Origin of the sequence: Bradyrhizobium diazoefficiens (genome assembly GCF_016616235.1) — a bacterium.
Lineage (GTDB): Bacteria > Pseudomonadota > Alphaproteobacteria > Rhizobiales > Xanthobacteraceae > Bradyrhizobium > Bradyrhizobium diazoefficiens_H.
Genome location: NZ_CP067100.1, coordinates 5,939,310 through 5,959,958 on the forward strand (window position 1 = coordinate 5,939,310; position 20,649 = coordinate 5,959,958).

Below are 20,649 nucleotides of genomic sequence, written 5' to 3' on the forward strand. Positions count from 1 at the left end.
AAAGATCGGGCTGCCACATTGGCACGCCTGCAAGATGATGTAGGCTGAGGCTTGAAAGACTCGCCAGCAGCGTCGCGGCGGGTCCAGGGGAAGTTGTTATGGCGAATGGCAATATCGTCGTCACCGACGAGCGCGGAACCCGCGTGATCACCCTGCGCCGGGCGGGCAAGAAGAACGCGATCACGCAGGACATGTACCGGGAGATGAGCCGCGCGATCGACACCGCGCAGAACAACCCCGACATCCGCTGCATGATCATCACCGGCGGCTCCGGCGTGTTCACCGCCGGTGACGACATCGACGACTTCCTGAAGGCCGACGCTGCGCGCCCGGAGACGCTGTCGAATGGCGCCAAGTTTCTCTATTCGCTCTCGCTCAACGTCAAGCCGATCATCGCGGCCGTCGACGGCGCCTCGATCGGCATGGGCACCGTGCTGCTGTTCCATTGCGACTACGTGCTGGCGTCCACGGCCGCGACCTTCTCGGCGCCCTACATCAATCTCGGCCTCGTGCCGGTCGGCGCGGCCAGCCTGCTGATGCCGCGCACGATGGGTTACCAGCGCGCCTTCGCCATGCTGGTGATGGGACGGACCTTTACCGCCGAAGAGGCCCACGTTGCAGGCTTCGTCAATACGGTGGTGTCGCCGGGACATACCGAGGTCGAGGCCCGCAAGGTGGCGCGCGAGATCTGCAAGCTGCCGGCCGAGGCGGTCGCGACCTCGCGCAGATTGCTGCGCGCAGCGCCGGAAGAGCTCACTCGCCGCATCGACCAGGAAGCCCATCTGTTCGGCGAGCGGCTGAAGTCGGACGAAGCCATCGCCGCGTTCAACGCGTTCGCGAACAGGAAGAGGCGGTGAGGCTCGCTCGGCCGCCACCCTCCCCTGGAGGGGGACGGTCCCTCGCGCAACGCGCGAGCGGGGTGGGGTGAGCCACGCAAAGACTCTCGCCGATACGCCTAGCCAATTCGCAAACCTCTCCAACACCTCGGCGAGGATGCTCTGTCACCCCGCCCCGGTTCGCATCCCATGCGAACCGACCTGCCCCCTCGAGGGGCGGGTGGGAGCGTGCCGCTCGTTCAAGACGAACCTTCGTGAAAATCTTCGCGCGGAATTGATTAGTCCTGTTCCATGAAATACCTACTCCTTGCTGCGCTCGCGCTCATCTCCACCCTGCCCGCTTCCGCGCAAACCGCAGCGCCGGTCGAGCTGCGCATTCTCGCGATCAACGATTTCCACGGCAATCTGCGCCCGCCGCCGGGCGGCATCCGCATCAATGATCCCGAAGGCAAGACCAGGAAGGTCACGGTTGCCGCCGGCGGCGCCGAATACATGGCGACGCTGGTGAAGCAGCTGCGCGAGGGGCACAGGAACACGATCTTCGTCGCCGCCGGCGATCTGATCGGCGCGAGCCCGTTCCTGTCGGCGATGTTCCACGACGAGCCTTCGGTCGAGGCGCTTTCGATGATGGGGCTGGCGATCACCTCGGTCGGCAATCACGAGTTCGACGAGGGCAAGACCGAGCTGCTCAGGATGCAGAATGGCGGCTGCCATCCCGTCGACGGCTGCCAGGGCCCGCATCCCTTTCTGGGAGCCAAATTCCACTATCTCGCGGCCTCCACCGTGGAGAGCGCGACCGGCAAGAGCGTGCTGCCGCCCTACGAGATCAGGGAATTCGACGGCATCCCCGTCGCCTTCATCGGCCTGACCTTGAAGGGCACCGCCGGCATTGTCTCGCCCACAGGCATTGCCGGCCTCGAATTCCGCGATGAGGCGGAAACGGTGAACGCACTCGTGCCGCAGTTGAAGGCGCGCGGGGTCGAAGCCATCGTGGTGCTGATCCACGAAGGCGGCGAGCCGGTCGGCGATTACAACGAGTGCCCCGGCATTTCGGGCCCGATCGTCGACATCGTCAAGAAATTCGATCGCGCCGTGGACATCGTCGTCAGCGGCCATACGCATCGTGCCTATGTTTGCCAGATCGACGGACGGCTCGTCACCAGCGGCGACAAATACGGCACCTTGGTCACCGCGATCGACCTCAAGCTCGATCCGGCGAGCCGCGACGTGATCAGCGCCAAGGCCGACAATGTCATCGTTGCCAATTCCTCGCTCGCCAGGGATCCCGAGCAGACCGCGCTGATCGAGGCCTATGACAGACTGTCGGCGCCGATCGCCAACCGTCCGGCAGGATCAGTGACGCAAACGTTGTCGCGCGTGCCGAACGAGGCCGGCGAAAGCGTACTCGGCGACGTCATCGCGGACGCGCAGCTCGCCGCGACGAGAGACGCCAAGGACGGCAGCGCCGTCATCGCGCTCACCAATCCCGGCGGCATCCGCATCGATATCGTGCCGAAGGAGAACGGGGCCGTCTCATTCGGCGATGTGTTCGCCAGCCAGCCGTTCCGCAACCGCCTCGTTACGATGACGCTGACCGGCAGCCAGCTCAAGGAACTGCTGGAGCAGCAATGGCTCGATCCGAAGCGGCCGCGGATCCTGCAAGTGTCGAACGGATTCAGCTACACTTGGGACGCGGCAAAACCGTTCGGCGAGCGCGTGATGGCTGACAAGATCACGCTCAACGGCAGGCCGATCGAAGCCGGCAGCGGCTACCGCGTCACCCTCAACGATTACCTCGCCGTCGGCGGCGACGGTTTCACAGTCGCCAAGCAGGGTACCTCGCCACAATATGGCGGCTATGACGCGGACGCGCTGTTCGCGTTCTTCCGCGCGCACGGCCCGATTGGGCCATTGCCGCCGACCCGCATCCTGCGCGTGAATTGATCCGGATCAAACGGACTGCCGCGGGACCGCCCTTTGCCATTCCCCGGGGAACGCATAGATTGGGTTTTGCATTGCGTTTTTGCGCCGGATGCGCCAACGACGGCGAGAGCCCGCACTCCATGAGGCCGACCTGATGAGCACGCTTCTCCTCTCCCACAAGGCCTGCCTCGACCACGTCACCCCGCCGGGACATCCGGAACGGCCGGACCGTCTGCGCGCGGTGGAGGAAGCGCTGTCGCATGAGCGCTTCCAGTTCCTGGCGCGCGACCTCGCGCCGGAAGGCGATCTCGATCTCGTCACGTTGTGCCACAACGAACATTACGTGACCGAGCTGCGCCACATCGCGCCGACCAGCGGCCAGGTCTATATCGACGGCGACACCTCGATGTCGCCTGGTACATGGGAAGCGGTCATGCGCGGCGTCGGCGGAGCGGTGGCGGCGACCGAGGCGGTGATGAATGGCGAGCACCGCAACGCCTTCGTCGCGGTGCGCCCACCCGGCCACCACGCCGAGATCGGCAAGCCGATGGGCTTTTGCTTCTTCGACAATGTCGCGATCGCCGCGCGCCATGCGCAGCGCAAATTCGGCATCGAGCGCGCCGCCATCGTCGATTTCGACGTGCATCACGGCAACGGCACGCAGGACATCTTCTGGTCGGACCCGACGGTGATGTACTGCTCGACGCACCAGATGCCGCTGTTCCCAGGCACCGGCGCGAAGGGCGAGCGCGGCGAGCACGACACCATCGTCAACGCGCCGCTCGCTTCCGAAGACGGCGGCCCGGAATTCCGCGCCGCGTTCGAGAGTCTGATCCTGCCGCGGCTGGAAAAATTCAGCCCCGAGCTGCTCGTCATCTCCGCCGGCTTCGACGCGCATTACCGCGATCCGCTGGCCTCGCTGAACTTGCGCGCGGAGGACTACAGCTGGGTCACGCGCAAGCTGATGGACCTTGCCGACAAGTCCGCAGGCGGGCGCGTTGTCTCGGTGCTCGAAGGCGGCTATGACCTGCAAGGATTGAAAGAATCTGTTACGGCGCATGTCGGCGCCCTGATGGGCGCCTGACGCACCGCCACATTAAGCCCGCAAAACTCTGCTGTTTTGCAAGAGAAGCGAATCGGGCAATCGGAAACGGATATGGCCGAAAACACCCAAGTCGACGTCTCCAGGCTCACCTTCGAGCGCGCGATCGAGGAACTCGAAATGATCGTGAAGCGGCTCGAGGAGGGCAAGGTGCCGCTCGAGGAATCCGTGACGATCTACGAGCGCGGCGAGGCCTTGAAGCGCCGCTGCGAGGACCTGCTGCGCCAGGCCGAGGCCCGCGTCGACAAGATCACCACCGATGCCAGCGGGCAGGCCACCGGCACCGCGCCGCTCGACGTGCAGTAAAGGCCGGCACGCCGTTCCATTTGCAGCCCCGGCCGCGTGCAGTGTCCTCGGGCGGCAGGCCCGTTTGCATTGTCTTCACGACAGAGTCCCGCATGGCGTTCCGGTCCCGGAACTGGCGGGGACAATGTTCCCCCCGCCGGAACCAGGCCTGCTGAGGAGGCAAAAGGCCCCTCATTCGAGCGAAAAGCGCGGCCAACGAAGCCGGCAGAAGGGAACCGGCCGTCAAGGCCTAGAGTTAACCAATCTGGCGCGCCGGTTGCAGCTGCATGGCCGCAATCGGCCGGGCGGGTTGGCTTTGGCCCAAGGTTTGGTGTAAAGCTGCGCGGAGTGTGGCTTTTTGCAAGCCTTGCGTGGGCATCGATTGCCGACGACAAGCGCTTCAATCTGCTGATGAAATTGGCTGGGACGGACGAAGCCGATCTAAGTGACAGGGATCACAGAGACTGAACCGGAGCGCACTTAAGCTCACCTAAGCTTGAAGACGGGGCCTTGCCCCAGGCAGGTGGCTCCGACGGTTTTAGGACTCGCGCTGCGCCGATATTGTGCAAACCCATCGCGCGCCGGAATGACCTTCCGGCGCTGACAAATTGGAAATCGCCGTGAACGCATACAGTAAAACGCCGCTTCTCGACACTATCCGGACCCCGGACGACCTGCGCAAGCTCAAGGTCGAGCAGGTTCGCCAGGTCGCCGACGAGCTGCGGCAGGAGACCATCGATGCCGTTTCGGTGACCGGCGGTCACTTCGGCGCCGGCCTCGGCGTGGTCGAGCTCACCACCGCGATCCATTACGTCTTCGATACGCCGCGCGACCGGCTGATCTGGGACGTCGGCCATCAGGCCTATCCGCACAAGATCCTCACCGGCCGGCGCGACCGCATCCGCACGCTGCGCACCGGCGGCGGCCTGTCCGGTTTCACCAAGCGCAGCGAGAGCGATTACGATCCGTTCGGCGCCGCGCATTCCTCGACCTCGATCTCGGCCGGCCTCGGCATGGCGGTCGCGCGCGATCTCTCGGGCGGCAAGAACAACGTTATCGCAGTGATCGGTGACGGCGCGATGTCGGCCGGCATGGCCTATGAGGCCATGAACAACGCCGGCGCGATGAACTCGCGCCTGATCGTCATCCTCAACGACAATGACATGTCGATCGCGCCGCCGGTCGGCGCCATGAGCGCCTATCTATCGCGCCTCTACTCCGGCAAGACCTACCGCACGCTGCGCGATGCGGCCAAGCAGATCAACAAGCGCCTGCCCAAGATCATCGCCAACCGCGCCAATCGCGTCGAAGAATATTCCCGCGGCTTCATGATGGACGGCGGCACGCTGTTCGAGGAGCTCGGCTTCTACTACGTCGGCCCGATCGACGGCCATAACCTCGACCATCTCCTGCCCGTGCTGAAGAACGTGCGCGACATGGAGACCGGCCCGATCCTGGTCCATGTCGTGACGCAGAAGGGCAAGGGCTACGGCCCGGCGGAAGCCTCCGCCGACAAGTATCATGCGGTGGTCAAGTTCGACGTCGCCACCGGTACGCAAGCCAAGGCCAAGCCGAACGCGCCAGCCTATCAGAACGTGTTCGGCCAGAGCCTGGTCAAGGAAGCGCAGAAGGACGACAAGATCGTCGCCATCACCGCGGCGATGCCGTCGGGCACCGGCGTCGACATCTTCAACAAGGCCTTCCCGGACCGCACCTTCGACGTCGGTATCGCCGAGCAGCACGCTGTGACCTTCGCCGCCGGTCTTGCGACCGAAGGCTACAAGCCGTTCTGCGCGATCTATTCGACCTTCCTGCAGCGCGGCTACGACCAGATCGTGCATGACGTCGCGATCCAGAGCCTGCCCGTGCGCTTCGCCATCGACCGCGCCGGCCTCGTCGGCGCCGACGGCGCGACCCATGCCGGCTCGTTCGACAATGCTTATCTCGGCTGCCTGCCCAACATGGTGATCATGGCGGCGGCGGACGAAGCCGAGCTCGTGCACATGGTTGCGACCCAGGTCGCGATCAACGACCGCCCGAGCTCGCTGCGCTATCCGCGCGGCGAAGGCCGCGGCATCGAGATGCCCGAAGTCGGCATTCCGCTCGAGATCGGCAAGGGCCGCATGATCCGCCAGGGCAGCAAGATCGCCCTGCTCTCCTTTGGCACGCGCCTCGCCGAATGCGAGAAGGCGGCCGACGAGCTCGCAGCCCTTGGCCTGTCCACCTCGATCGCTGACGCCCGCTTCATGAAGCCGCTCGACACCGAGCTGGTGCTCAAGCTCGCGCGCGACCACGAGATCCTGATCACGATCGAGGAAGGCGCGATCGGCGGCTTCGGCTCGCATGTCGCGCAGTACCTGACCGATCAGGGCGTGCTCGACACCGGCATGGTCAAGTTCCGCTCCATGGTGCTGCCCGACGTGTTCCAGGACCACGACACGCCGGCCGCGATGTACGCCCGCGCCGGTCTCGACGCCAAGGGCATCGTCGCCAAGGTGTTCGAGGCGCTCGGCAAGGACGACAAGACCGAGACGGTCAAGCTGGCTTGATTGTTCACCTCTCCCGCTTGCGGGAGAGGTCGTGCCGAAGGCGCGGGTGAGGGCTCTCTCCTCTGGGGGAGTCTTCGTTGCCGAGATACCCTCTCCCCAACCCTCCCCCGCAAGCGGGGGAGGGAGCGCAGCTTTCGCCGCGGCTTGTAGCTCGTCTGATTTCTTCAGAGCATTCACTCCATGAAAATCTATCTGGCAGGCCCCGACGTGTTCCTGCCGGATGCGGTCGAGGTCGGCCGGCGCAAGGTCGAGATCTGCGCCGCCCATGGCCTCAGCGGCCTCTATCCGCTCGACAACGCGATCGACCTCGCCGCGCCCGATGCCTCGCGGCAGATTTTTTGCGGCAATGAGGCGATGATGGACGAGGCCGATGCCACCATCGCCAATCTCACCCCGTTCCGCGGCGCCGGCGCCGATCCCGGCACCGTCTACGAGCTCGGCTACATGGCCGGCCGCCGCAAATTCTGCCTCGCTTATTCCAACGACGGCGCCACCTACGCCGACCGTCTCGGCCGCTTCATGGATGTGACGTCCGAGGACGGGCGGCTGGTCGATGCGCAGGGGCTGACGGTCGAGGATTTTGGCCTCGCCGACAACCTCATGATGATCCATGGGCTGGAGCTGCATGGTTGCCCGCTGGTGACGCCGGCCACGATGCCGATCGATGTCTGGCACGATCTGGCCGCGTTCGAGACTTGCGTCCGGATGGCGGCCGCGCGATTGATCGCTACATAGACGTTTCAATCGTCTCCGGAGAGATCATGCCCCCTGCCCGCAAGCGCGCGGATGTTCTGCTGGTCGAGCGCGGCCTGTTCGAGAGCCGGGCGCGGGCGCGCGCGGCGATCGAGGCCGGCCTCGTGACGGCCGATGACAGGCACGTGGCAAAACCTTCGGAGACGGTCGCCGAGGACGCGGTGATCCAGGCCGAGCCCGCGCACCCCTACGTGTCGCGCGGCGGCGTCAAGCTCGCCGGTGCGCTGGAACGCTATCCCATCGAGATCGAGGATCATGTCTGCCTTGACGTCGGCGCCTCCACCGGCGGGTTCACCGAGGTGCTGCTGGCGAACGGCGCGAGTCTCGTCTTTGCTGTCGATGTCGGCACCGGCCAGCTGCATCCCTCGCTGCGCGGTCATCCAAAAATCGTGTCGATGGAGGAGACGGACATTCGCAGCTATGAGGGCAAGCGGCTGCCGGCGCGGCCCGATGTCGTCGTCATCGACGTCAGCTTCATCTCGCTGAAGATTGTGCTACCGGTGGCGCTGTCGCTGGCGGCAGCGCCCATGAGCCTGCTGGCGCTGATCAAGCCGCAATTCGAGGCTGACAGAAAGCACAACAAGAAGGGCATCATTCGCGACGCCGCCGTGCATCGGCAAATCTGCGATGACATCGCGGCCTTTGCCGCTTCGCTCGGCTGTACCGATATCGAGGTGTTCCCCTCCTCCATCGCAGGCGGCGACGGCAATATCGAATTCTTCCTGGGCGCGCGCCGTGGTTGAGCGCTTGAGGATCGATCACGTCGGCCATCGCGGCGACGGCGTCTCGCGCGACGCGGGCGATGCGATCTATGTGCCGTTTGCGCTCGGCGGCGAGACCGTCGAGGTCGATCACGCCTTGGGCCAGCATCCCGACCGCCGCAAGCTGCTGGCGGTGGATGCCGCCAGCCCCGAGCGCATCGAACCGTTCTGTCCGCATTTCGGCGTCTGCGGCGGCTGCGCGATCCAGCACTGGGCGGCCGAACCCTACCACGCCTGGAAGCGCGGCATTGTGCTCCAGACCCTCACGCAAGCCGGCATCGCATGCGAGGTGGCGCCGCTGGTCGATGCCCACGGCGCGGGGCGCCGGCGCGTCACGCTTCATGGAAGATTCGGCACGCATGACGTGCTCAAGGTCGGCTTCTCGGCGGCAGGCTCGCACGACGTGATCCCGATCCATCGCTGCCCGATCCTCGATCCCGCGCTCGACGGCGCGCTCGATGCCGCTTGGGCGGTCGCCGAACTGCTGACCTCGAAGATGCCGGTGACAAAGCCGCTCGACATCCAGGTCACCGCCACCGCCAACGGCCTCGACATCGACGTGCGCGGCTCAGGCCCGCTGCCGACAGCGATCGTCACCGCGCTGTCGCGCGTTGCCGAGCAGCATCAGCTGGCGCGACTGACGCGGCATGGCGAGTTGGTGCTGCAACGCCTCGCGCCGATCGTCAAGATGGGCCGCACTGAAGTGACGCTGCCGCCGGGCTCGTTCCTGCAAGCAACCGTCGCGGGCGACGAGACGCTGGCCGCCCTCGTCGCCGAGCGTGTCGGCAAGGCCAAGGAGGTTCTCGATCTCTTCTGCGGCGTCGGTCCATTCGCGCTACGGCTTGCAGAGAAGGCGCGCGTCACAGCCTACGACAACGACGCCGGCGCCATCGCGGCGCTGGCCAAGGCCGCGCGCACGCCCGGCCTGAAGCCGATCAAGGCCGAGCCGCGTGACCTGTTCCGCCGCCCGCTGGTGCCGCCGGAGCTGCGCGACTTCGATGCTGTGGTGTTCGACCCGCCGCGCCAGGGCGCGCAGGCGCAGGCGCTGAAGCTTGCTGCGAGCAAGGTGCCAGTGGTGGTTGCGGTCTCCTGCAACGTCGCGACGTTTGCCCGCGATGCGCGGCTCTTGATCGACGGCGGCTACAAGATCGAGACCGTCGTGCCGGTCGACCAATTCCGCCACACGCCGCATGTGGAACTGGTGGCGAAGTTCTCGCGCTAACGACGAAGCCCACTCAGCGCCGGCGACTCGCCGGGCAGCATGTTCGATCTGATGTCGCTGTCCATGCGACCCGAATCCTGTTGGGTAAACCCGGCCCCGAACGACAGGCTGAGGTTGGAAGTCGGCTTGAATTCGACGCCCGCAAATGCGCTGTATCCTGGTGCTGCGCCCGAGGTCAACGGGGCGAGCGAGCTGCCGATGCCGTTGCCGAATTTGAGCGTGTCGAAACCTGCAAAGAACGTGACAGGCATGCCGCCTGCCGTTTTGGTGTTGTAACCGAACTGCGTGCTGTCATAGGAGAGCGCACTGAAATTGCCGGTCGGCGCGGGCTGGCTGAAGCCGCTCAAGCCCAGGCTGCCGCGCTGGCTTCCGACGAAAAAGCCCGGGCGAAAATCGTATCCGCCATTGGCAGTGCCTGCATTGAAGCTCGGAAAATTGCCGTAGCCATCACTGCTCTCGACGGCGCTGCCGCCGAAACCGAAAGGCCCGCCCGGGATCCAATATTGCAGCGGCGCGACCTGCGCATGGACAGGCGCGCCACTGAGGCAGAGCAGCGTGACGAGAGTTGCAAGAGCGCAGGAACGAGCGAAGCAGGGCATTCAGGTAACCGTCAGAATAATGCGCAAAATTATACGCGACCAACGCCGCAAATGCCAGCGGAGCTGGCGCGGGCGTCGCTTCACTCGGTTCCAGCGACGCCCATCCCGAAACGTGATTGCCGTCGGAATCTTTGCATCGCGCCACTCGCACCTCCAGCGACAATGGCTTCGCCATCGCGCGGGGATGACGGAGCTCACAGTAGCTCGCTATGAGGATGTGGATGGGCGCCGGCGAGCAGCCGTGAACGGCTACGCCGTCTGGTCCACCGAGGACGATGAATCCGCCGGCGGATATTTCGTCACAGGCACCATGAACGACTTGGTGCCAACCTGGAAGATGATCTTGCCGTTCTTGCCGTCGTCGGTCGCGATCTGCGACTGGCCGAACATGATGACGTTCTTGTAGACGTAGCCGGTGCCCTGGCGGGTGATCCCGTCGGTGGTGACGCTGACCGTCGCCTCTTTGCCGTCAATGGCCAGCACGCGAAAGCTCGCGGTCTTGCCGTTGTCGGCGGAATAGCCGCCCCAGCTTCCCATCAGATTGCTGTCGGAACCTGGCGGGGCCTGCTTCTGGAGAGTGGCGGTCGCCTGACCACCGCCGGCGGAGAACACGAGGGCGAGATTCTTGCCGTCCTTGGTGCCGATGGTGACGTTGCCGTAGGTGATCGTTGCACCATTGACCTCGCCGAAACCACGCTCGGTGTGCCCGTTATGGGTGTACTCGATCTGAGCGCGGGCCCCGCGGATGTTGACGACCTTGAAGCCGACGGCCTGGTTGTTACCTGCCCAATTGCCCTTCCAGTCACCGACCAGAGCGCTCTGATGATACATGCGCTCGTTGGCGGGCGAAATCTGGTTGGTGCTCGACGAGATGACGGCCATGGGATTGCTCGGCGGACAAGTCTCACAAGGACGCGTTCGTTCGCACGTTCGCGCACAGTATCAGGCACGATCCTGAAACACCTGGAAACAATGGAATAGGACCACGGGCTGGTTAACGAGCGGTTAAATCCGACCGGCCGCCGCAGCGGCAAACGATCTCATTCGCAGCGGCGGATCTCAGCGCCCCCAGCGGTCCGACCATATCTTCTCGCCGATCAGGCAGCTGACCCGCGGCTCCTTGTCCTTGTCGGCAACGCGCATCACGGGACGCTCCGGCGTGCGGCCCGCAACCTCCATCAGCAGCTTGGTGCGGATCGCTTCCTTGAACTTCTCGCGGTCCTGGATCGAGATCACGAACGAGCCGGGGCCGCCGATAACGCAGTCCTCGTAGTAATAATCGAGATTGTCGATATCCATGGTCGAGTAGGACGGCTCCTTGACCATGATCGGCAGGCCGTTGATGACGATGCCCTTCTCGAGCGCGGCGTCGCGCGCCACCGTGACCGGACCACCATTGTTGTTGGGACCGTCGCCGGAGATGTCGATCACGCGGCGCAGGCCGCGATAGGGATCCTCGTCGAACAGCGGCATCGCGAAAGTGATCGCGCCGGAGATCGAGGTGCGCGAGGCGCGCCGGATCGGCGTCTTCATGATCTCGGCGGCGACCGCATCCGCGGTCTCCGGTCCGTCGACCAGCCGCCAGGGAATGATGACCTTCTGGTCGGTGGAAGCGGCCCACTCGAAATAGGTCACCGCGATGCGGCCGTTCGGTCCAAGCTTCAGCGCCTGGAGGAATTCCTTCGACTGGAGCGCCTGGGCATAGCCTTCGCGCTGGACCGCGAGCTCGTCCATATCCATGGAATAGGAGACATCGACCGCGAGGATCAGCTCGACATCGACCGTCTGCGCATCCCTGTCGGCCGCCAGCTGCTGGTTCTTCGGCTCAAATTTGGGTCCTGGTGCCGCGATTCCCGCGACGTCCCCTCCGGCGAACATGCCGGCCACCAGCACAGCCCCGATCGAGAACAGCATGCGCATCGCAGTCTCCCGTCGTATGACGCGATGGTGACATGCAATCGGCTGGCCGCAAAGTGCGAAGATCGCTTGCGCTTCACATTCGAGTTAGGGTTTTAGGCCGCGCCCGCGACTGGCCGTCGTGTCGCCACGGTCGTGCCGCACGCGACGGAGCGCCCCGACCTCTTGTCCCGCGGGAGTTCCATGCTAGGCTGGGACTCACAAACCCGCCGATGGCGGGTTTTTTGTTGCTTGAAATGAAGGTCAGGACGTGACGACGACACCGAATGCTGCGCGCAGCGCGTTGCCCAGGGCGATCTGGGTGCTCGGCTTCGTCTCGTTGCTGATGGACATCTCCTCCGAGATGATCCACGCGCTGCTGCCGGTCTATCTCGTCACCGTGCTCGGCGCCTCCACGCTCACGGTTGGCTTCATCGAAGGCATTGCCGAGGCGACCGCCTCGATCACCAAGATCTTTTCCGGCGCGCTGTCGGACTGGCTCGGCCGCCGCAAGTTCCTCGCCGCGCTCGGCTATGGGCTCGCCGCGCTGACAAAACCGTTGTTCCCGCTCGCCCCCAGCGTCGGCTGGCTGGTCGCGGCCCGCTTCATCGACCGCGTCGGCAAGGGCATTCGCGGCGCGCCGCGCGATGCGCTGATCGCCGATATCGCACCGATCGGCCTGCGCGGCGCGAGCTTCGGCCTGCGGCAGTCGCTCGATACCGTCGGCGCTTTCGTCGGGCCGCTCGCGGCGATCGGCCTGATGTGGTGGACGGCGGACAATTTTACCGCGGTGTTCTGGGTGGCGGTGCTGCCGGGCTTCCTGTCCTTCGGGCTGATCGCGTTCGCGGTGAGCGAGCCGGAGCCGGATCCGAGCCGGGAGCCTGTCAAGAATCCGCTGAACCTTGCCGCGATGCGGCAGCTCGGATCGGTGTATTGGCGCATCGTGGCGGTCGGAATCGTCTTCACGCTCGCCCGCTTCAGCGAGGCCTTCCTGATCCTGCGCGCGCAGAACATCGGCCTCAATGCGATGTGGGTGCCGGCGGTGCTGGTGCTGATGAACATCGCCTACGCGCTGTCGGCCTACCCGGCCGGCGTGCTGTCGGACCGGATCAACCGCACCGGCCTGCTCGCGCTCGGCCTCGTCTTCCTCGCCGGCGCCGATCTTACGCTCGCGCTGCTGCCGAACCTTGCGGGCCTCGCGCTCGGCGTCGTGCTGTGGGGCCTGCATATGGGATTGACACAAGGCTTGCTCTCGGCCCTCGTCGCTGATGCCGCGCCGCCGAGCCTGCGCGGCACCGCGTTCGGCTATTTCAACGTGTTCACCGGGCTTGCCTTGCTGGCCGCGAGCGTGATCGCCGGCGCGCTGTGGGACGCCTATGGTCCGATGGGCACGTTCCTGGTCGGGCTCGGCTTCGCGTTGGTTGCGCTCGCGGGGCTGCTCACGGTGGGCAACGGGCTGGCTGCGGAGGACAAGTGATGCCGAGCGGAGTCATCGCGATCGTGATCGGCAGCGTGCTCGGCGGCTGCGCGCGCTATTTCGTCTCCGGCGCGATCGCCCGGCGGCTGGGCGAGACGTTTCCGTGGGGCACCATGACCATCAACGTCACTGGCGCCTTCCTGATCGGCATCTTTGGTGCGCTGGCGACCCATCCCGGCTCGGTGTTCGCCGCGCCCAATCCCTGGCTCTTCGCGGTGACCGGTTTCCTTGGCTGCTACACCACGGTGTCCTCGTTCAGCCTGCAAACGCTGACACTCGCGCGCAACGGCGAGCCGATGCACGCGCTCGGCAACGTCGTGTTCTCAGTCGGGCTGTGCCTCGCCGCCGTCAGTTGCGGCTTCCTCCTGGCGGACAGCCTTGGAGGCTAGCACGGTGGCATTTGCAGAAGCATTGTCCGCGCCGCAGCTTCACCTCGCCCCGCTTGCGGGGAGAGGTCGGAATCTGCGTGAAACGCAGATTCCGGGTGAGGGGGACTCTCCGCAAACTCAGCTCTCACCGCCCCCGCGGAGAGCCCCCCTCATCCCAACCCTCTCCCCGCACGCGGGGAGAGGGAGAACAGGCAGCGGCAGATGAAGTCCCCCTCCTCCGCCGAGCGCTGGCGTATCGCGATCCTTTATGCGTGGGTGGCCGCCGGCAGCATCATTGGCGGGCTGACGCGCTATCTGGTCGGGCTCGCGCTCGACACGGGTCCCGGCTTCCCGGTCGCGACGCTGTTCATCAACGCCACCGGCTCGCTGATCATCGGCTTCTACGCCACGCTCACCGGGCCCGATGGCCGCGTGCTGGCACGGCCCGAGCACCGGCAGTTCGTCATGACGGGGTTCTGCGGCGGCTACACGACCTTCTCGACTTTCAGCCTCGAGACCTTCCGCCTGATCAACGGCGGCATGAAATATACGGCGTTGGCCTATATCGTAGCTTCGGTCGTCTGCTGGCTGGCGTCGGTCTGGCTCGGCCATATGATGGCGAGCCGCACCAACCGCTTGAAAAGGAGCTGACCATGCAAATTCCCCATCAGGCCCTTTCACTCCGCATCTTCATTGGCGAGAGCGACCATTTCGACGGCAGGCCGCTCTATGAGGCGATCGTGATCGCGGCGCGCGAGCGGCACCTCGCCGGCGCCACCGTGCTGCGCGGCCCGATGGGGTTCGGCAAATCGAGCCGGCTGCACACCTCGAAGATCCTGCGGCTCTCGGAGGACCTGCCGCTCTTGATCGAGATCGTCGACAGCGAGGACAACATCAACGCATTCCTGCCCATCCTGGATGGCATGATGTCGAGCGGCCTGATCACCTTGGAGAAGGTCCAGGTCCTGCAATATGGTGCGCGGGGCGCGAGCTGACGCTCCGGCAGGAAACCTAGCCGCCGTGTCCGGGAGGCGGAATGAACGACATTGTCACCAAGCCGAAGACGCGAACAAAGACCAAGGTCGAGCGGCCGAAGCTGCACAAGGTCATCCTGATCAACGACGACTACACGCCGCGCGAATTCGTCACGATGGTGCTGAAGGCCGAATTCCGCATGACCGAGGATCAGGCCTACAAGGTCATGATCACCGCCCACAAGCTGGGTGCTTGCGTGGTTGCCGTGTTCACCAAGGACGTCGCCGAGACCAAGGCGACGCGCGCCACCGACGCCGGCCGCGCCAAGGGCTATCCGCTGCTGTTCACCACGGAGCCCGAGGAATAGGCTTCATCGTGCGACAATGATTGACCTTCAGCTCGGTTTGCATCACGCCATCACCACCGGCGTCTCCTCGCCGAGCCCGTACACGCGCTGGGCCTTGGAAAATCCCGCGATCGGAAACTCGCCGAGCTCGCGCCAGTCGTGGCGGCAGGCATTGGCAAAACCTTCGGAGGCGACGACGGTGCGGCCGAGCCGGCCGGCAATCCTCTCCAGCCGCGCGGCGAGATTGACGGCGGGACCGATGCAGGTGAAGTCGAGGCGGTTGCCGCCGCCGATATTGCCGTAGAGGATGTTGCCGACGTGGAGCGCGACGCCGAAGCGGAAGCGCTCGACGATGTCGCCGACCGGAAAGGCGAGCGCCGCGACGCTGGCGCGGGATTCGCGCGCAGCTTGCAGCACGCGCGCGCAGACATGCCGAGCATCGCCGACATATTCGTCGATCGGAAACACCGCGAGCAGGCCGTCGCCCATAAATTTCAGCACCTCGCCGCCATGGCCGCGGATCGCGGTGACCTGGCAATCGAAATATTGGTTGAGGATTTCGACCACGGTTTCGGCCGGCAGCCGGTCCGACAGCGCGGTGAAGCCGCGCATGTCTGAGAGCCAGATCGCGGCCTGCATGGTGTCGTGATGGCCGCGGCGGATCTGGCCGCCGAGAACGCGCGCGCCGGCGCGGTTGCCGACATAAGTGTCGAGCAGCATCTCGGCGGTGCGGCGCTGGCTGATGATCTCGCTGACACGCGCGAGCGGCGCCATGATGGTGCGGATCGCCGCGATGTGGTCGTCGGTGAAGCCGCCGGGATGCCGCGTCATCCAGCTGGTCGCGTGGACCGAGCCGTCAAGAAACGGCATCGGAATCGCGATATAGTCGGTCGCCCCGTCGGCACGCATGTCGTTGACGATCGGAAACCGCACGCCGTCGGGATCGTCGACGCGTCCCCTGACCTCGATCCCCTGCTCGAACACGATACGAAGCGGGCTCTGGGCGAATTCAGGCGTGTCCAGGATGTCGAAATCGACGGTGCCGATTTCGACCTCCTCGCCCTGCCGCCAGATGAAGTTGCGGCCGAAGATTTCCGGGTGCAGCGTGCGGATGAAGATGCCGAACCGCCACAGCGGCAGGCCGGCCTCGACCAGACGCTCGCCCACGTCGGCGATCATCTCGGCCGGGGTCCCCGACGACCGCGCGCCGTCAATCAGCCAGTTGATGATGCGCTGGAGCCCGGAGCTTTGCATGACCGCATTAGCGGATGAAGTTGTGGGATCGTCAAGTTGCGCGGTGGGCTGGTGCCGCGACGCGACCGCCCCCTGCGCGAGCTAGCGCCCGACCTGGCCGCGGTCGCGCAGAAAGTGATCCGCCAGCACGCAAGCCATCATGGCTTCGCCGACGGGCACGGCGCGGATGCCGACGCAAGGGTCGTGACGCCCCTTGGTCATGATCTCGGTGTCGGCGCCGGCGCGATCGACCGTTCGGCGCGGCTGCAGGATCGACGAGGTCGGCTTCACCGCGAAGCGCACCACCACCGGCTGTCCCGTCGAGATGCCGCCCAGGACGCCACCGGCATGGTTCGACAAAAAGCGCGTGCCATCATTGCCGGTGCGCATCTCGTCGGCGTTCTCCTCGCCGGTGAGCTCCGCCGCCCCAAAGCCGGCGCCGATCTCGACGCCCTTCACCGCGTTGATGGTCATCATCGCGCCCGCAAGATCAGAATCGAGCTTGGCGTAAATCGGCGCGCCGAGGCCCGCCGGCACGCCCTCGGCGACGATCTCGATCACCGCGCCGATCGAGGAGCCGCTCTTGCGGATGCCGTCGAGATAGGACTCGAAGAACGCGGCCTTGTCCTTGTCCGGACAGAAGAACGGATTGTTGGCGACTTCGTCCCAGTCCCATTTGGCGCGGTCGATCTTGTGCGGGCCCATCTGCACCAGCGCGCCGCGCACCTTGACGTCAGGCAGCACCTTTCGCGCGATCGCGCCGGCGGCGACGCGCGTTGCGGTCTCGCGCGCGGAGGAGCGGCCGCCGCCGCGATAGTCGCGCAGGCCATATTTGGCCTCATAGGTGAAGTCAGCGTGGCCCGGGCGAAACTTGTCCTTGATCTCGGAATAGTCCTTCGAGCGCTGGTCGGTGTTCTCGATCAGAAGCCCGATCGGGGTGCCCGTCGTCACCTGCACGCCGGTCTCCGGATGCGCCATCACGCCGGAGAGGATTTTGACCTGGTCCGGCTCCTGGCGCTGGGTCGTGAAGCGCGACTGGCCGGGCCGGCGGCGGTCGAGATCGCCCTGAATGTCGGCCTCGGTCAGCGGAATCATCGGGGGGCAGCCGTCGACCACGCAGCCGATCGCGACCCCATGGCTCTCGCCAAAGGTGGTGACGCGGAACATGTGGCCGAAGGTGTTGAAGGACATGCTGCTCGCAGGCTCGGTTCCAGCGTGTGGTAACGCGCGAGGGGCCGGGGGTCAAACTAGGCCTAACTGTACTTCTCCAGCCGGCCATCGCGGAACACATAGACGGCGCCCTGCTCGATATAAAGCTCGGCGGCGCTGGCGGGAGTCTCCATGCTCAAGGCAACCATCAGGGCCCGGCAGGTGCCGCCATGGGCAACCGCCACCGTGTCGACCAGCAGCGACTCGTACCAGTCGAGCATGCGCAGCTGCACCGCCGCATAGGTCTCGCCGCCGCTCGGCGCCACCGTCCATTTGTCGGCAAGGCGCCTGGCATAGACCTCAGGATCGGTCGCCTCGCTTTCGGCGAGCGTCAACCCTTCCCAGCTGCCGTAGCCGATCTCGCGCAGGCGATCGTCGAGCGAATAGTCAGCGAGCGGCAATTCGAGCTTGCCGCGGACGAGTTCCATGGTCTGACGGGCACGGCCGAGCGGGCTCGACACATAGGGCAGCGCCGCCCTGTCCTTGCCGTCACGCTTGAACAGCTCCGCCAGTACGCCAGCGGCATGCACGGCCTGACTGCGGCCGCGCGCATTGAGCGGGACGTCCCTGGTGCCCTGGAGCCGTCCGAGCGCATTCCACTCGGTCTCGCCGTGGCGAAGGAAGTAGATCGTGGGCACGGGCATCGCGAGCGGTAATTAGTCCTTGCCGCCGAGTGAAATGTCCGGCGCGTCCGGGCGCTTCATGCCGAGCACGTGATAGCCGGAATCGACGTGATGCACCTCGCCGGTGACGCCGCGCGACAGGTCCGACAGGAAATACAGCGCGCTGCCGCCGACGTCTTCGGTGGAGACGTTGCGCCGCATCGGCGCGTTGGTCTCGTTCCACTTCAGGATATAGCGGAAGTCGCCGATGCCGGACGCCGCGAGCGTCTTGATCGGCCCCGCCGAGATCGCGTTGACGCGGATGTTCTTCTCGCCGAGGTCGGCGGCGAGATAGCGCACGCTGGCTTCCAGCGCCGCCTTGGCCACGCCCATCACGTTGTAGTGCGGCATCCACTTCTCGGCGCCGTAATAGGACAGCGTGATCAGCGAGCCGCCGTCGGTCATCAGCTTCTCGGCGCGCTGCGCCACCGCCGTGAACGAGTAGCAGGAGATCAGCATCGATTTCGAAAAATTCTCCTGCGTGGTGTCGACGTAGCGGCCGTCGAGCTGCTCGCCATAGGCGATCGCATGCACCAGGAAGTCGATCTTGCCCCACTTCTCCTTCAGCACCGCGAAGGCGGCGTCGATCGTCGCGGCATCCGTGACGTCGCAATGGCCGAGCACGAGGCCGCCAACTTCCGCGGCGAGCGGCTCGACGCGCTTCTTCAGCGCATCGCCCTGATAGGTGAAGGCGAGCTCGGCGCCGGCGGCGTGGCATGCCTTGGCGATGCCCCAGGCGATCGAGCGGTTGTTGGCGACGCCGAGGATCACTCCGCGCTTGCCCTGCATCAGACCTGAATTCTGCGCCATTTTTGAACGTCCCGTGGAGCTCTCGTTGAGGTCTGGAGGTACACCAGCCCTCCCCTGCGGTACAGCCCTAATACGCGGCGTTAACGCTGTTTCGAGCGCCGGAATAGCTGTTCCGTTCGGGTGTTATGATGAGTGTGGCGCTTGCGCCGAGCGGTAGGACATCAAAGACGGCATGAGTGCGTTTCGCCAGAGCGTGGAAGCCATGATCCCGGCGTTGCGCCGCTACGCCCGCGCGCTGACGCGCGATGCGGATGCGGCCGACGATCTGGTGCAGGATACGCTGGTGCGTGCGCTGCGTTCGGAGCGATTGTTTCTCGGAGGCGATGTCAGGAGCTGGCTCTACACGATCCTGACCAACCTCAACAAGAACCGGCGGCGCTCACTCGCGCGGCGGCCGCACTTCATGCAGCTGACGGAGAACAACCCGGATGCCAGCGGCACCGAAGCCGAGGGACGCGACATCGAGAAGGCGCTGGCGACGCTGGTCGAGGAGCAGCGCTCGGTGCTGCTGCTGGTGATGCTGGAGGGCATGAGCTACCGCGAGGTCGCCGACATCCAGGGCGTGCCGATCGGCACCGTGATGTCACGCCTGGCCCGCGCGCGGGCCCACGTCAAAGCTTCGCTGGAGGGCGAGCGCCCGGCGCTCAGGCGGGTGAAATGATGGCAGGGCCGATGCATCTCGTTTTGTCCCGCCGTCTGCGGGTGAGGCGCGCGAGATTGAGTGACGAAAAACATTTTGGGCCGCAGAGCCAGAGACGACCGATATGAACGACCACAACATCCCAGTGACCGAGGACGAACTGCACGCCTATGTCGACGGCGAGCTGCCGGCCGAGCGCCGCGCCGATGTCGAGACTTGGCTCGCCGCCCATCCTGATGATGCGGAGCGCGTGCAGTCCTGGCGTGCCATGGCCGAGATGCTGCACGCCCGCTACGATGCCGTCGCTCTGGAGCCGGTGCCGGCGCGGCTGGAGCTCGAGCGGCTCGAGCGCCGTCCCCGGCAATGGCTGTATGGCGCCGCGGCGGCCGCGCTGGTGGCCTTCGTCGCCGGCGGCGCCGCCGGCTGGATCGCGCATGGCGCCGCCAACGCGCCTTCCACCTTCCAGAGCTTCACGGCGGATGCGCTCGACGCCCACCGGCTCTATGTCGTCGAGGTCCGCCACCCCGTCGAGGTCGGCGGTAACGAGCGCGACCACCTCCAGGCCTGGCTGACCCGGCGCTGCGGCTGGACCGTGTTCGCGCCGAACCTGGAGGCGAGCGGACTGAAGCTGGTCGGCGGCCGGCTGCTGCCGGGGCCGAACGGTCCGGCCTCGTTCCTGATGTATGAGGGCGCCTCGGGCGAGCGGTACACGATCTACACCGCCAAGACCGAGAATGGTGCAACGCAAATGCGCTACGCCAAGACGGACAAGGACGGGGCGCTGTTCTGGGCCGAGCGCGGCGTCGGCTACGTCGTCAGCGGCAGCAGTGATCGCGACCGGCTGACCAAGGTGGCGCAAGCCGTGTACGACCAGGCAGAGAAAAACGGCACCTAGACAACTACGCGAACGTGGTGCCCAGATTCCGACATTGAAAATCTGGAATCAGGACATCGGCGCGTCTCATTATCGCACCGGGTGATCACGCGATTATGAGTGGCGTTC

The 20,649-nt window shown here is 65.5% G+C and carries 22 protein-coding genes; 15 read left to right on the plus strand and 7 right to left on the minus strand.

Going from position 1 to position 20,649, the window contains the following annotated elements; all coding sequences use genetic code 11:
- Nucleotides 1-98: 98 nt before the first annotated feature.
- The 8 genes from JJB99_RS28225 to JJB99_RS28260 all read left to right on the plus strand — a co-directional run bounded on the left by JJB99_RS28225 (nt 99) and on the right by JJB99_RS28260 (nt 9,431).
- The gene (locus JJB99_RS28225) at nt 99-857 is read left to right on the plus strand and encodes an enoyl-CoA hydratase-related protein (RefSeq protein ID WP_200495509.1); all 759 of its coding nucleotides are present in this window, start codon (nt 99-101) and stop codon (nt 855-857) included.
- A gap of 270 nt (nt 858-1,127) precedes the next feature.
- On the plus strand, nt 1,128-2,780 hold the full coding sequence (locus tag JJB99_RS28230; RefSeq protein WP_200495510.1) for a bifunctional metallophosphatase/5'-nucleotidase: 1,653 nt from the start codon (nt 1,128-1,130) through the stop codon (nt 2,778-2,780).
- A 133-nt stretch (nt 2,781-2,913) separates the two neighbouring features.
- Entirely contained in the window at nt 2,914-3,843 is a 930-nt protein-coding gene (locus JJB99_RS28235) for a histone deacetylase family protein (RefSeq protein WP_200495511.1), read from the plus strand.
- 72 nt (nt 3,844-3,915) lie between these two features.
- Nucleotides 3,916-4,167 carry an exodeoxyribonuclease VII small subunit gene (locus JJB99_RS28240; protein ID WP_200495512.1) on the plus strand — a complete coding sequence of 84 codons (252 nt, stop codon included), beginning with the start codon at nt 3,916-3,918 and terminating at the stop codon, nt 4,165-4,167.
- Between the two features lie 599 nt (nt 4,168-4,766).
- The gene (dxs, locus tag JJB99_RS28245; protein WP_200495513.1) at nt 4,767-6,695 is read left to right on the plus strand and encodes a 1-deoxy-D-xylulose-5-phosphate synthase; all 1,929 of its coding nucleotides are present in this window, start codon (nt 4,767-4,769) and stop codon (nt 6,693-6,695) included.
- Nucleotides 6,696-6,875: 180 nt separating this feature from the next.
- Nucleotides 6,876-7,430 carry a nucleoside 2-deoxyribosyltransferase gene (locus tag JJB99_RS28250; protein WP_200495514.1) on the plus strand — a complete coding sequence of 185 codons (555 nt, stop codon included), beginning with the start codon at nt 6,876-6,878 and terminating at the stop codon, nt 7,428-7,430.
- Nucleotides 7,431-7,456: 26 nt separating this feature from the next.
- Nucleotides 7,457-8,191 carry a TlyA family RNA methyltransferase gene (locus JJB99_RS28255; protein WP_200495515.1) on the plus strand — a complete coding sequence of 245 codons (735 nt, stop codon included), beginning with the start codon at nt 7,457-7,459 and terminating at the stop codon, nt 8,189-8,191.
- Nucleotides 8,184-9,431, plus strand: coding sequence for a class I SAM-dependent RNA methyltransferase (locus tag JJB99_RS28260; protein WP_200495516.1), 1,248 nt, complete (start codon nt 8,184-8,186; stop codon nt 9,429-9,431). Before JJB99_RS28255 ends, JJB99_RS28260 begins: the two co-directional genes overlap by 8 nt.
- Here the strand turns inward: JJB99_RS28260 and JJB99_RS28265 are convergent.
- The 3 genes from JJB99_RS28265 to JJB99_RS28275 form a co-directional block, all read right to left on the minus strand.
- Nucleotides 9,428-10,030: a hypothetical protein gene (locus tag JJB99_RS28265; protein WP_200495517.1), complete on the minus strand. Its 603-nt coding sequence runs from the start codon at nt 10,028-10,030 to the stop codon at nt 9,428-9,430. The genes JJB99_RS28260 and JJB99_RS28265 overlap by 4 nt on opposite strands.
- Nucleotides 10,031-10,279: 249 nt before the next feature.
- A complete protein-coding gene (locus JJB99_RS28270) occupies nt 10,280-10,912 on the minus strand; it encodes a hypothetical protein (RefSeq protein WP_200495518.1) in 633 nt (210 codons plus the stop codon).
- A 177-nt stretch (nt 10,913-11,089) separates the two neighbouring features.
- Nucleotides 11,090-11,950 (minus strand): DUF1194 domain-containing protein, encoded by an 861-nt coding sequence (locus JJB99_RS28275; RefSeq protein WP_200495519.1) that lies wholly within the window; start codon nt 11,948-11,950, stop codon nt 11,090-11,092.
- 247 nt (nt 11,951-12,197) lie between these two features.
- On the opposite strand from JJB99_RS28275, the gene JJB99_RS28280 reads away from it, so the two are divergent.
- The 5 genes from JJB99_RS28280 to clpS all read left to right on the plus strand — a co-directional run bounded on the left by JJB99_RS28280 (nt 12,198) and on the right by clpS (nt 15,113).
- Nucleotides 12,198-13,403: an MFS transporter gene (locus JJB99_RS28280; protein ID WP_246775016.1), complete on the plus strand. Its 1,206-nt coding sequence runs from the start codon at nt 12,198-12,200 to the stop codon at nt 13,401-13,403.
- Nucleotides 13,403-13,792: a fluoride efflux transporter CrcB gene (crcB, locus tag JJB99_RS28285; protein ID WP_200495520.1), complete on the plus strand. Its 390-nt coding sequence runs from the start codon at nt 13,403-13,405 to the stop codon at nt 13,790-13,792. Before JJB99_RS28280 ends, crcB (JJB99_RS28285) begins: the two co-directional genes overlap by 1 nt.
- A gap of 201 nt (nt 13,793-13,993) precedes the next feature.
- The gene (crcB, locus tag JJB99_RS28290; RefSeq protein ID WP_200495521.1) at nt 13,994-14,422 is read left to right on the plus strand and encodes a fluoride efflux transporter CrcB; all 429 of its coding nucleotides are present in this window, start codon (nt 13,994-13,996) and stop codon (nt 14,420-14,422) included.
- A gap of 2 nt (nt 14,423-14,424) precedes the next feature.
- Nucleotides 14,425-14,766, plus strand: coding sequence for a DUF190 domain-containing protein (locus JJB99_RS28295; RefSeq protein ID WP_200495522.1), 342 nt, complete (start codon nt 14,425-14,427; stop codon nt 14,764-14,766).
- Between the two features lie 41 nt (nt 14,767-14,807).
- Complete coding sequence (gene clpS / locus JJB99_RS28300) at nt 14,808-15,113, plus strand: ATP-dependent Clp protease adapter ClpS (protein ID WP_200495523.1); 306 nt, start codon at nt 14,808-14,810, stop codon at nt 15,111-15,113.
- 42 nt (nt 15,114-15,155) lie between these two features.
- On the opposite strand, the gene JJB99_RS28305 is transcribed toward clpS, so the two are convergent.
- From JJB99_RS28305 to fabI, 4 genes are all read right to left on the minus strand, one after another.
- Entirely contained in the window at nt 15,156-16,346 is a 1,191-nt protein-coding gene (locus tag JJB99_RS28305) for an adenylate/guanylate cyclase domain-containing protein (RefSeq protein WP_200495524.1), read from the minus strand.
- Nucleotides 16,347-16,427: 81 nt separating this feature from the next.
- Complete coding sequence (gene aroC / locus JJB99_RS28310) at nt 16,428-17,516, minus strand: chorismate synthase (protein ID WP_200495525.1); 1,089 nt, start codon at nt 17,514-17,516, stop codon at nt 16,428-16,430.
- Between the two features lie 62 nt (nt 17,517-17,578).
- A complete protein-coding gene (locus JJB99_RS28315) occupies nt 17,579-18,178 on the minus strand; it encodes a histidine phosphatase family protein (RefSeq protein WP_200495526.1) in 600 nt (199 codons plus the stop codon).
- 12 nt (nt 18,179-18,190) lie between these two features.
- Nucleotides 18,191-19,006, minus strand: a complete 816-nt coding sequence (gene fabI / locus JJB99_RS28320; protein ID WP_200495527.1) for an enoyl-ACP reductase FabI — start codon at nt 19,004-19,006, stop codon at nt 18,191-18,193.
- A gap of 172 nt (nt 19,007-19,178) precedes the next feature.
- Here fabI and JJB99_RS28325 point away from each other — a divergent pair, with 172 nt between their 5' ends.
- Together JJB99_RS28325 and JJB99_RS28330 are read left to right on the plus strand one after the other, a co-directional pair.
- Nucleotides 19,179-19,667 carry a sigma-70 family RNA polymerase sigma factor gene (locus tag JJB99_RS28325; protein ID WP_200495528.1) on the plus strand — a complete coding sequence of 163 codons (489 nt, stop codon included), beginning with the start codon at nt 19,179-19,181 and terminating at the stop codon, nt 19,665-19,667.
- Nucleotides 19,668-19,770: 103 nt separating this feature from the next.
- Complete coding sequence (locus JJB99_RS28330) at nt 19,771-20,541, plus strand: anti-sigma factor family protein (protein ID WP_200495529.1); 771 nt, start codon at nt 19,771-19,773, stop codon at nt 20,539-20,541.
- The last annotated feature ends 108 nt before the right edge of the window (nt 20,542-20,649 follow it).